This window comes from Marinobacter sp. (assembly GCF_052094685.1).
GTDB lineage: Bacteria > Pseudomonadota > Gammaproteobacteria > Pseudomonadales > Oleiphilaceae > Marinobacter.
This window is the reverse complement of record NZ_JBQDKB010000112.1, coordinates 1-10,490: the sequence shown is the minus strand read 5'-3', so window position 1 is coordinate 10,490 and position 10,490 is coordinate 1. Positions and strand designations below refer to the sequence as shown.

Annotated in this window: 9 protein-coding genes and 1 tRNA gene; 3 read left to right on the top strand and 7 right to left on the bottom strand. The window is 51.9% G+C overall.

The annotated features are described in order from the left end of the window. Nucleotides 1-68 precede the first annotated feature (68 nt). A complete protein-coding gene (locus ACTH3S_RS16335; RefSeq protein WP_441810073.1) occupies nucleotides 69-959 on the top strand; it encodes a LysR substrate-binding domain-containing protein in 891 nt (296 codons plus the stop codon). A 79-nt stretch (nucleotides 960-1,038) separates the two neighbouring features. Here the strand turns inward: ACTH3S_RS16335 and ACTH3S_RS16330 are convergent. Both ACTH3S_RS16330 and ACTH3S_RS16325 read right to left on the bottom strand, forming a co-directional pair. Beyond that, nucleotides 1,039-1,115 (bottom strand) — tRNA-Asp (locus ACTH3S_RS16330). 134 nt (nucleotides 1,116-1,249) lie between these two features. Further along, nucleotides 1,250-2,281: an AraC family transcriptional regulator gene (locus ACTH3S_RS16325; protein WP_441810071.1), complete on the bottom strand. Its 1,032-nt coding sequence runs from the start codon at nucleotides 2,279-2,281 to the stop codon at nucleotides 1,250-1,252. 309 nt (nucleotides 2,282-2,590) lie between these two features. Here ACTH3S_RS16325 and ACTH3S_RS16320 point away from each other — a divergent pair, with 309 nt between their 5' ends. Then, entirely contained in the window at nucleotides 2,591-3,466 is an 876-nt protein-coding gene (locus tag ACTH3S_RS16320) for a MaoC/PaaZ C-terminal domain-containing protein (RefSeq protein WP_441810070.1), read from the top strand. On the opposite strand, the gene ACTH3S_RS16315 is transcribed toward ACTH3S_RS16320, so the two are convergent. From ACTH3S_RS16315 to ACTH3S_RS16305, 3 genes are read right to left on the bottom strand one after another with little or no spacing between them, the layout of a single operon-like run. Further along, nucleotides 3,463-5,046 (bottom strand): ATP-binding response regulator, encoded by a 1,584-nt coding sequence (locus ACTH3S_RS16315; RefSeq protein ID WP_441810069.1) that lies wholly within the window; start codon nucleotides 5,044-5,046, stop codon nucleotides 3,463-3,465. The genes ACTH3S_RS16320 and ACTH3S_RS16315 overlap by 4 nt on opposite strands. Before the next feature lie 46 nt (nucleotides 5,047-5,092). Next, nucleotides 5,093-5,719 carry a response regulator FixJ gene (gene fixJ / locus ACTH3S_RS16310; protein WP_441810068.1) on the bottom strand — a complete coding sequence of 209 codons (627 nt, stop codon included), beginning with the start codon at nucleotides 5,717-5,719 and terminating at the stop codon, nucleotides 5,093-5,095. Between the two features lie 39 nt (nucleotides 5,720-5,758). After that, nucleotides 5,759-8,194, bottom strand: a complete 2,436-nt coding sequence (locus tag ACTH3S_RS16305; protein WP_441810072.1) for a Lon protease family protein — start codon at nucleotides 8,192-8,194, stop codon at nucleotides 5,759-5,761. Between the two features lie 219 nt (nucleotides 8,195-8,413). Between ACTH3S_RS16305 and ACTH3S_RS16300 the strand changes: the two genes are divergently transcribed. Next, nucleotides 8,414-8,791: a PilZ domain-containing protein gene (locus ACTH3S_RS16300; RefSeq protein WP_441810067.1), complete on the top strand. Its 378-nt coding sequence runs from the start codon at nucleotides 8,414-8,416 to the stop codon at nucleotides 8,789-8,791. A gap of 6 nt (nucleotides 8,792-8,797) precedes the next feature. Here the strand turns inward: ACTH3S_RS16300 and ACTH3S_RS16295 are convergent, their stop codons facing one another. Next, the gene (locus ACTH3S_RS16295; protein WP_441810066.1) at nucleotides 8,798-9,268 is read right to left on the bottom strand and encodes a flavodoxin family protein; all 471 of its coding nucleotides are present in this window, start codon (nucleotides 9,266-9,268) and stop codon (nucleotides 8,798-8,800) included. Nucleotides 9,269-9,288: 20 nt separating this feature from the next. After that, nucleotides 9,289-10,344: a recombinase RecA gene (gene recA, locus ACTH3S_RS16290; protein ID WP_441810065.1), complete on the bottom strand. Its 1,056-nt coding sequence runs from the start codon at nucleotides 10,342-10,344 to the stop codon at nucleotides 9,289-9,291. Between the last annotated feature and the right edge of the window lie 146 nt (nucleotides 10,345-10,490).

The window sequence follows — 10,490 nt, the reverse complement described above, 5'->3', positions numbered from 1 at the left end:
AAGTCCGACAGGCTGCTAGTGCGTTTTTACCTAAGCGCGCCAAGAGTCGGCATGGGAGGGGGAAGCGGATGTTTATTTGGGAAGGTGTCAGTGAGTTTGTGGCAGTTGCAGAAACAGAGAGTTTTACCGCTGCCGCTAAAAGGCTGGGCATCTCTACCGCCCAGGTTAGCCGCCAGGTCAGTGCTTTAGAAGCCAGGCTATCAACCAAGTTATTTTACCGAACCACTCGCAAGGTGTCGGCAACTGAAGCCGGGCAGACCTATTATCAACACTGCAGGCAGGTGCTTGATGGCCTAGAAGAAGCAGAGCGTGTCATGACAAACCTTCAGTTGATCCCCAAGGGCAAGCTGCGGTTGACTGCGCCGATAACTTTTGGCGAGAAGGTCATTGCCCCTATGGTCAACAATTTCGTACTGCGCTACCCGGAGCTTGAGATACAGCTAAATCTAACCAATCAGAAATTGGACTTGGTGGCCGGAGGCTATGACTTGGCTGTGCGGTTAGGCAAGCTGGAAGACTCCAGCATGATGGCCAAACGGCTGTCGTCACGAACCCTGTATGTATGCGCCTCACAGGAGTATTTGTCGACTTACGGGGTTCCCCACTCTTTGTCAGAGCTGGAACAACACAATTGCTTACAGGGCAACCTGGATTACTGGCGCTTTCAGGAACGGGGCAGGCCCCACAATATCCGGATAAAAGGCAATATTATGTGCGACAGCGGCTGGGCACTTCTGGATGCAGCCGTTAAAGGCATCGGTATTGTTCAGCTGCCTGACTACTATGTTCAGCCTTCGCTGGCCTCTGGGAAACTGATTAGCCTACTGGAGCGATACCAAGAAGCCGATGACGGCATCTGGGCCATTTATCCTCACAACCGCCATTTGTCGCCAAAGGTACGGATGTTACTGGACTATTTGAGCGAACATTTTCAGCCGACCGACAAACACTCGCTATAAAGCGGTAGACGCGAGACGTTATTAAGAAGCCAAAACGAAAAAATCCGTTAGCTATAAATAGCTAACGGATTTTCGAATATGGCGGAGCGGACGGGACTCGAACCCGCGACCCCCGGCGTGACAGGCCGGTATTCTAACCAACTGAACTACCGCTCCGCAATGTCATAACCGATTGCTTTTTAAGGCAATGCAATCAATGCTCTGATTACTCGGTGACAACGAGAGCGCATTATAAAGAGGTACCTGCTTATGTCAACGCCTTTCCTGAAAAATTTCAGAAAACCAGCGTATTACATGGCATCGACCATCGCATCTTTGCCTTGCGCCGTCTTCCGATACTCAATGGGGGTCATGCCGGACCAACGCTTAAACGCTCGATAAAAAGTACTCGGCTCCGAAAAACCAGTAAGGTACACAATCTCATCGATAGACTCATCCGTCGTTGCCAGTAGCTGCCTAGCAAGACGGTAGCGGAAGTCCGCGAGCACCTGATTAAAGCTGGTTTCCGCCTCCGTAAGCCGGGTGCGTAGCGTGCGAGGCTTAATACCCAACCGTGTCGCCACTGCATCCAGCGTCACTTCACCACTATCCAGCAATTCTGCAATAATGCGCTCAACCTGCCCAACAATATCCTTTTTCTCTAGACGGGCAACCTGCTCACTGGCAAAACGCTCGTGCAAATCTAAAAGTTCTGGCTCTGCGTGGGGCGAGGCATGAGCAAGTAGACTAGCAGGAAAGTACAGCCGATTTTCTTCAGCACCGAATATTACATCGCACCCAAGTATTTCCTTTACGTGCTCATGCCCTTCTTCCCGCTCATGCTCAAATTCGATTCGTGAGGGGTGAAACCGGCCATCAGTGATAGAGCGGAAAAATGTGACCAACCCCTGCACAAAGCACTCATTGAAGTGACGAAGGCGCCGAACTTCATCTGAAGCGGTATCCAGCACCATGCAGGCATTATCACCATCAATGTAGAAATCTGTGTTAGCAGCATCGCTCAGCAGTCGCTGATAATTCTTTGCACGCCGCAATCCCTCGCCGAAGGTCGGGCTACTGAGAAACAGGTATTCCAGAACCTGCCCCTTATACACCGGCAGAACCTGCCCAAGATGAAGCCCAATATTGGGGTCGCCGGAGACATCCTCAACGGCTTGCCAGAAAAACATTTGAGCACTGTGGGGAGTGCGAAGCTGCTCTGTGTAAACATAATCCGCATTCACACCCAGCCGACTGAAAATGAGATCGGTATCAATACCCTTCGCTTTCATCGCCTCGTAGATAAGGCGCAACATAACTCCCGCGTCACGTAGTTCCTGCATAAAATCCCGCTTTGTATTTATTGGATACTACTTTGGCCCGGCGGACACCCACCAGAACACCCCAAGTCAATGCGCCGCCTGGACCGGTTTGCCAAACTTGCGGCAAGCCTATAAACCATGCTTGTCAGGCCCTGATTTGGTGGGCTTTTTCCAAAGCCACTTAATACTAACGTCTTGCATTAAAGCATATCAGGCCACAGGCTCACAGTTGTACCAGATTCCAGACGCAACGGGCACCTGTATTAGCAATCTTTCGTCAATCGTTCATGCGCTATCCATGAACATACCGGCTATCAGGGAGAAAAGTTCATGCCAGACACCTTCACTTACCAAGACACCCCTCCAGCTCTGCTGCCACTCTACGGCAGGGCTATCCTGCCAAAAAAAGGTATCTCCGGGACGGACATTTCACTCCCAAAGCTCTCCGCCGAGCTACTTTGTGCGCATACGTCTACCGATGACCTGAGTCAATATGAACGCGTGTGCGGTTTTCACCCCAGCAATCACATACCCATTACCTGGCCCCACATTCTCGCTTTTCCGCTCCACCTTAAGCTGTTAACCGAGAAAGCTTTCCCGCTGCCGCTCCTAGGCCTGGTGCACCTGCGCAACACCATAACTCAGCACAGGGCGATTGGAACGGGAGAGGCTCTGAAGCTTCATGTCTGCCTGGGTGAGCAGGAACGCACCAGCCGGGGCATAGAGTTTGGCATGATAACCACAGCCAGCTCCGCAGGCACTGTCGTATGGGAGGAAACAAGCACCATGCTCTTCCGGCAATCTGAACAACAACCAGAGCCAGCCGTGAAAAAAGCTCCACCGACCTTAGAGCATTACCCAAACACAGAGGAAATGGACGCACCAGAGTCTATCGGGCGCCAATACGCAAAGGTTTCCGGCGACAGTAACCCAATTCACATGCACGCATTGAGCGCCAAGGTGTTTGGATTCCCACGGGCTATTGCACACGGCATGTGGAGCAAGGCTCACGCGCTGGCTATTCTGGAGCAACAGAATGAATGGCATTCAGGCCCAGTAAGAGTGAGCTGCCACTTCAAGAAACCTTTGTTTCTACCAGGCACCGCGCAACTGAACTGGCGAACAGGAAAATCTGGATGGGACTATCAACTGCTGAACGCAAGAGGCGATGCGCCACACCTCAGCGGGCGCATCGAATGGCTCTAAACGGCGTTAGGAGGACTCTCATCGCCGGATGAGCAAGATGGCGTATTAGCCACAGGAAGCGTAAAGAAGAAACAAGCGCCGCCATCTTCGGGGCGCTCAAAACCGATATCCCCTCCTTGAGCTTGAATCAGGGAGCGACAGGTAGGCAGGCCAATACCCATACCCTCTTCTTTGGTGGTATAAAAAGGCAGGAATAGCTTTTCTTCAGCATCTTCCGTAAGCCCAACCCCATGGTCGCGAACTTCAACTCGCACATAGCCATCACTGGTCACTTTTGCACTCACCTCAACAGGCGATGAAGACTCAGCACTGCGTGTGGCCTCGAGTGCATTTCGTATTAGGTTGAGCGCAACTTGCTGCACCTGTATTGGGTCGGCCAAAATATCCGGCAAATCCTCCGGCACGCTAAGCTCAATCGCCCCATCGTTGTTACGGGCATCCACCTCGGCAAACTGACGCGTGTCCTCTAGCAAAGCAGCTACAAATAACTCTTCCTTACCGGTTGCCGGCTTTTTCATAAATCGCCGGATCCTGCGGATAATTTCACTGGCACGGTGAGATTGTGCCTCAATCTTGTCGAGGGTTTCCTGCAACAAACTCAGGTTAGGATTCTCAACGGCCATCATCCGCTTTGAGACTCGAGCGTAATTGGCTATTGCCGTCAGCGGCTGATTTACCTCATGAGCAACACCTGCAGCCATCTCACCCATGGTGGTCAAGCGGGAAGTATGTGCCAGTTGATGGCGCTGCTCTTGAACAAGCTCTCGCGCCTCTTCCAGGGCCTGCTCACTCTCAAGCTCAGTAGTGATGTCGCGAAACACAACCACCGCCCCGTGCAATTCATCGCTGTCGTGTTTCGGCGTGGAGCGATATTCGGCAGGGAATCCGATTCCATCTGCACGCAGCATTCGGATATCGCGCTGGCTCTCTGCAATGCCCTCACGGCATGTGGCGTGCACCGGAAGGCCTTTAGGGCACTCCGACGCAGTGGAAAAGTGGGTTTCGAAAAAATTACGTCCGATCAGGTCCTCAACCGGACAACGCATAATGACCGCTGCCGCAGGATTGGCGAACTCGATGGTGCCGTTCTCATCAAGGCCGTAGATGCCTTCACTAATAGAGTTGAGAATGCGGGCCTGGTCCCCCCGAAGCTCACGATTGCGCGCCTGCAATTCTCGCTCAAGCCGAATAACACGGGCATGAGTCTTTACCCTGACAATGACTTCCTGGGACTGGAAAGGCTTGGATATGTAATCGGCGCCGCCAAGAGAGAAGCCTTTTACTTTCGCTTGCAGATCATCTAAAGCTGAGAGAAACACCACAGCACAATCAGCCGCTTCAGGGTCGGCCTTGAGGCGTTGACACACCTCATAGCCATCCATTTCCGGCATCATGATATCAAGCAGGACAACTTCAGGCTGATGGCGACGAGCAAGATCCAGCGCCTTCTCACCTTCATTGGCAATCAGCAGTCGATAGCCTTGGTCTTTCAGTGTCTCATAGAGAACTTTCAGGTTCTGTGGATTGTCATCCACGAGCAGAACCGTAACCTCTGAATTTTCGCTGACAACTTCAGTCATATAGTAAAAGGCCGGTCAAAAAGATAACCGCATAATGCCGACAGGATTACCGCGCGTCGATAAGGTTCTTTACGGACAGCACCATACGAACCAGGTGTGCCAATGAATGGGTACCCATCTTATGCATTACTCGGGAACGGTGAATCTCTACGGTGCGCTGACTAATCTCCAGCTCGATAGCGATTACTTTGTTGGCCTGGCCTTCTATCATGCGATCCATGATCTCGTGTTCACGAGGGGTCAGGCTTTTGATCCGGCGAATAATCTCCTGTTTTTCATCAAGGGTTTTGCGCTGTTCCAGATCCTGCTCCAGCGCAGCTTCGATTTTCTCAAGCAGCGCCTCCTCGCGGTATGGCTTCTGAATAAAGTCCACAGCGCCTTCTTTCATGGCGTCTACGGCCATGGGCACATCGCCATGCCCGGTCACAAAAATGATCGGCAGAATAGAGTGCTTCTCGTTCAGCTTTTTCTGCAACTCCATGCCGTCCATGCCCGGCATGCGAATATCCAGCACAATGCACCCGGCCATAGTTTCGGAGTAATCCTTGAGAAATACCGCTGCACTCTCATAGGTTTTGACCGTTTTTTCGTCAGACCTCAATAACAGCTCCAGTGAGTCACGAACTGCCTCGTCGTCCTCTACCACGTACACAGTTTGCTGGATATCAGTCATGGGTGTGCTCTCTCCTGTCTGTTTTATTTTGGCCGCTATTCAGTGAATTGACGGATCTTTCTGATCGTCCTTGGCGTGTTCTTGGCGCTCGTGCTCACGCATTTTCTCAAGCCGCTGCTGGATAATGCCAAAAACGCTCTGTTTCGGATAGTTGCCTTTGCTGTCTGCCTTACCGGCTGGCTTGCCCAAAAGCAAAGTTACGGCCTCCTCAACACTCGAAACCGCGTACACGGAAAACCGGCTTTCCCGTACAGCTTGAACCACTTCGCTGTCGAGCATGAGGTTCTGCACATTATTGGCCGGCACAATCGCGCCTTGGGTACCCGTTAGCCCACCCTTAAGCTGACAGGTGGCAAAGAAGCCTTCAACTTTTTCGTTAACCCCGCCAATAGGCTGCACCTCGCCAAACTGGTTAACAGAACCCGTAATGGCCAGTTCCTGCCGCACAGGAATACCCGAAATCGAGGATATCAGCGCGCAGAGCTCTGCCAACGAGGCGCTATCACCGTCCACCTCACCATAGTTCTGCTCAAATGTTAGGCTCGCAGACAAGTGCATCGGGTCATTCACAGCAAAGTGAGACGCAAGCCAAGAGCTAAGAATCATCACGCCCTTGGAGTGAATATTGCCTCCCAGTTTCACATCCCGCTCAATATCCATAATCCCGCCGTCTCCATAATAGCAGGTGGCGGTTACTCGGTTGGATAAACCAAACTCAAACCCGCCGGTGGACAGCACAGACAGCGCATTAACCTGACCAACAACCGAGCCTTGCGTCGACACCAACGTGGAGCCATCGCGGATTGAATCATAAAATTGATCGCGAATCCGGCTGCTTCGGTATTTGGCACTTTCCAACGCCCTCTCCACATGAATATCCTGAATCAATTTAGCGCCGGCCTGCCGTGCCCAGTAGTCCGATTCCCGGAGCAAATTGGCAATATTAGCCGCGTGCAACGAGAGTCTGTCCTGGTGCTCTGCCATACGGGCACTGTACTCAATGACTCTTGCCACCGCTTTGTTTGAGCAATGCAGCAGGCTCTTTTCTTTAACCACGCTGGCAATAAACTTAGCGTACATCACCTGGCTGTCTTCCGAACGGTACATCTCATTCTCGAAGTCCGCCGTAACGCGAAACAGCTCGGCAAACTCAGGATCGTAATCCTGTAGCAACATCCAGGTTTCACGATCACCGAACAGCACGAGCTTCACATCCAGCGGCACACCCTGGGGCTCAATCGAGATAGTCCCTGACAGGGTCAGTTCCCGCTCAAGGGAATTGATCTGAATGGATCTGGCGCGCAGGGCCCGCTTCAACCCATCCCAAACAAAAGGCTGCTCCAGCATCTTGATGGCATCCATCAACAAATAGCCACCGTTGGCACGGTGCAGGCTGCCCGCACGAATCAGAGAAAAATCAGTGAATACTGTGCCCTTGTAGGTGACATTCTCCACGTATCCAAACAGATTGTGATAAGTCGGGTTGTCTTCCACCACCATGGGAACTTCGTTGGTCTTCTGGTGTACCAGCACGTTGACGAGATAACGACGCGGCATTTTCTTATCCAACGACGCATAGGCAATGGCTGCCTGCTCTTCGTTGTCATCAAGAAAAATCTCTAAATTCTCAACCAAATCCGCCCGCACAGCTTCAAAGTAGCCAACCACATCTGGAAGATTCTTGTAGCTTTCAATCAGCGCATCAATCTGGTGGCTAGATATACCTTCCAGAGTTTCCTTATTCAGCGCTTGTTGCTTGTCGGCATACTCCTGCTCCCAGTCCGCCAATTTGCGTAGCGCTTGACGAAGCTTTTTCTCAAGCTTGTTGATCGAATCTTCATATTTGTCACGCTGAGCGTCCGTTAGTGCCTTGAACGTCTCTGCGGTATGAGGCTTATCACCCTTCATCGCCACCAGTCGGTAACCGCCGGGAGTCGTAATATTCAGGCTGACTTTCTTTCGGCGCGCCTGTGCGGCCACTTTTTCAAGCTCATCTTCCTGCTTCTTCCCATACTCTTCTTTCAACTGCTCGGAGCGCTCCAAAAAGCTGTCACTGTCGAAGGTCTGAGGAATAACTTTCACCAGCCGGCTCATGAGCTTTTCCATATCCTGCTTCAGCCGCACTCCCTTACCCGCTGGTAATTGAAGCAACTTGGGAACCCGTGGTTCCTCAAAGTCAGCCACATAACACCAGTCATGGCTTTGCTGCTTAGTATCCAGGTGATGCTCCAAGTAACGCAGCATCATCGTGCGTTTGCCCAGACCGTTACGCCCTACGGCATACACGTTATAGCCACCATGGGGCATAGCCAGCGCAAAGCGTACCGCTTCCTGGGCGCGATTCTGGCCTACAATTTCAGCCAGAGGCTCCAGTTGTCTGGTGGATTTGAACGGCAGTTCTTTCAGAACACAGGCTTTGTACAGCTGGGGCAGAGACAGTGGCTTCAAGGTTGGGTCCTGTAACAGTTGACTCATTGGCCGGTCATTGTAGGTTCTGCGAACCCGTCTGTCGCGCTCACAGGAAAGAATTGTAGCAAACGCTCCGGGAAGGCCTTCTTTGTGATCAACCTCACACTTTTTCGCCCCCTCGTTGTTCTCATCCATACCCGAACACTACACTTAACCTTCCGACAATGTCTTTTCGACTTTATAGTCGGCAATAACAATTACAAAATACGCAATGGATGCCTGCCTATGATGAGTGATTCCGCAGATCGCAGGATCAAGGATCGCTATCCGGCCTCCTGCCTGAGAGTGCAGATACGCGAGCGCAGGTTGCTCCGCTGCGGCAAGAACCCAGCGCAAGTTACCTGTCTTGATCTGAACCGTTACGGCATGGCTGTACTAAGTCCTCGGCCCATAGAGCCAGGCACGCGCCTGCTTATGGATTTTGAAGGCAAGTACATCAATGAGTCGAAGGTTTGCGCCCGAGTGGTGGAGTGCCTTCCCTTTCAGGCTGGCTACCGGATAAGCGTGCAGTTCAGTTACTGCCTCAATAAAAAGGGATATTCCAGAACGGTAGATAACGCCCTGTCGCGCATCGAAGGTTTTTATAATCGTTTCGCCAGCTAGCTCGCCTCAGAACAGCCCTGCATCCAGGCTGGCTGCAACATACATCCCCAGCTCACGGCATTGCCCTTCAAACTCATCTCGATATTCGCCCCGACATACCAGTGGCTCCTGAACAGCTTTCCAGCGCAACCCGGTGGTAATGCTTTCGATAGCGCGTTGGGTGCCAGTGCCGTCGTGACCCGCTCGAATGTAAAAAGCAAATGGAAGGCCTTGGGTTTTCTCCAGGCAGGGATAATAACTGCGATCGAAGAAGTCCTTCAAAGCGCCGCTCATATAACCGAGGTTTTCAGTGGTGCCGAGGATAATGGCATCACAGGCAAGAACATCATCCGGGCCAGCATCGAGTGGCGCCAGCACGTTTACTTCTACGTTTTCAATATCTTCATGGCCTGCACCCTGGGCGACCGCTTCGCGCAGGGTGAGGGTATTCAGGGAAGGCGCATGAGAAACAATAAGCAATTTCTTTTTGCGATCCATAACGCACCTCCCGGGACACTTTAGATCAGTTCACCACTCGCTTCCTCGGCAGCCTCGGCGGCCGCAGCAGCGTCTTTCTTGGAAACTGGCTTCGGCATCAGCCTATCACGCACCTTGGCTTCGATTTCCTTGGCAATTTCCTTGTTTTCTTCAAGGAACTTACACGCATTGGCTTTGCCCTGGCCAATTTTATCGCCATTGTAGGCATACCAAGCGCCAGATTTATCCACAAAGCCTTCTTTAACGCCCATGTCGAGCACTTCGGCCAGTTGATAAATACCTTTGCCGTAAAGAATCTGGAACTCGGCTTGGCGGAAAGGAGGGGATACCTTGTTCTTAACCACTTTAACGCGGGTTTCGTTGCCCACAACTTCGTCACCGTCTTTTACGGCGCCGATGCGGCGGATATCAAGGCGAACAGATGAGTAGAACTTAAGAGCGTTACCACCGGTGGTGGTTTCGGGCGAACCGAACATTACGCCAATTTTCATACGAATTTGGTTGATAAACACCAGCATACAGTTAGCATGCTTCACGTTACCGGTCAGCTTACGCAATGCTTGAGACATCAAGCGGGCTTGCAGGCCAACATGGCTGTCGCCCATTTCGCCTTCAATTTCTGCTTTAGGTGTCAGAGCCGCCACGGAGTCGACGATAATAACGTCTACTGCGTTGGAGCGTACCAACATGTCGCAAATTTCCAGCGCCTGCTCACCAGTATCTGGCTGGGAAACCAGCAATTCGTCTACATTCACGCCGAGCTTTTCTGCGTAGATGGGGTCTAGCGCGTGTTCTGCGTCGACAAACGCGCAGGTTTTACCTTCTTTTTGTGCTTCGGCAATAACCTGGAGAGTCAAGGTAGTTTTACCAGAGCTTTCGGGGCCGTAAATCTCAACAATACGGCCTAGCGGAAGGCCACCTATACCCAGAGCAACATCCAGCCCAAGGGAACCCGTTGAAACTGCAGGGATGGCCTCGCGAGGCTGATCGCCCATTTTCATGATCGCGCCTTTACCAAACTGGCGTTCAATCTGACCAAGCGCTGCGTTCAATGCCTTTTTGCGATTGTCTTCCATCAGTGCAAACCCTCTGTTGCCTTGGCCGCCAGCGAGATAACAAAACCGGCGAAGAGATAATAAATCGGAACCTGTACAGTGGTTACACCAGGATTCCCTGTATATTTGAACAGTATTAAAACATACCCCGAGAAAGAGGCCAACCC

Excerpts from the sequence above, each read along its gene's own strand:
- ACTH3S_RS16335 (WP_441810073.1), top strand. The coding sequence starts at position 69 with ATGTTTATTTGGGAAGGTGTCAGTGAGTTTGTGGCAGTTGCAGAAACA.
- ACTH3S_RS16325 (WP_441810071.1), bottom strand. The coding sequence starts at position 2,281 with ATGCAGGAACTACGTGACGCGGGAGTTATGTTGCGCCTTATCTACGAG.
- ACTH3S_RS16320 (WP_441810070.1), top strand. The coding sequence starts at position 2,591 with ATGCCAGACACCTTCACTTACCAAGACACCCCTCCAGCTCTGCTGCCA.
- ACTH3S_RS16315 (WP_441810069.1), bottom strand. The coding sequence starts at position 5,046 with ATGACTGAAGTTGTCAGCGAAAATTCAGAGGTTACGGTTCTGCTCGTG.
- fixJ (WP_441810068.1), bottom strand. The coding sequence starts at position 5,719 with ATGACTGATATCCAGCAAACTGTGTACGTGGTAGAGGACGACGAGGCA.
- ACTH3S_RS16305 (WP_441810072.1), bottom strand. The coding sequence starts at position 8,194 with ATGAGTCAACTGTTACAGGACCCAACCTTGAAGCCACTGTCTCTGCCC.
- ACTH3S_RS16300 (WP_441810067.1), top strand. The coding sequence starts at position 8,414 with ATGATGAGTGATTCCGCAGATCGCAGGATCAAGGATCGCTATCCGGCC.
- ACTH3S_RS16295 (WP_441810066.1), bottom strand. The coding sequence starts at position 9,268 with ATGGATCGCAAAAAGAAATTGCTTATTGTTTCTCATGCGCCTTCCCTG.
- recA (WP_441810065.1), bottom strand. The coding sequence starts at position 10,344 with ATGGAAGACAATCGCAAAAAGGCATTGAACGCAGCGCTTGGTCAGATT.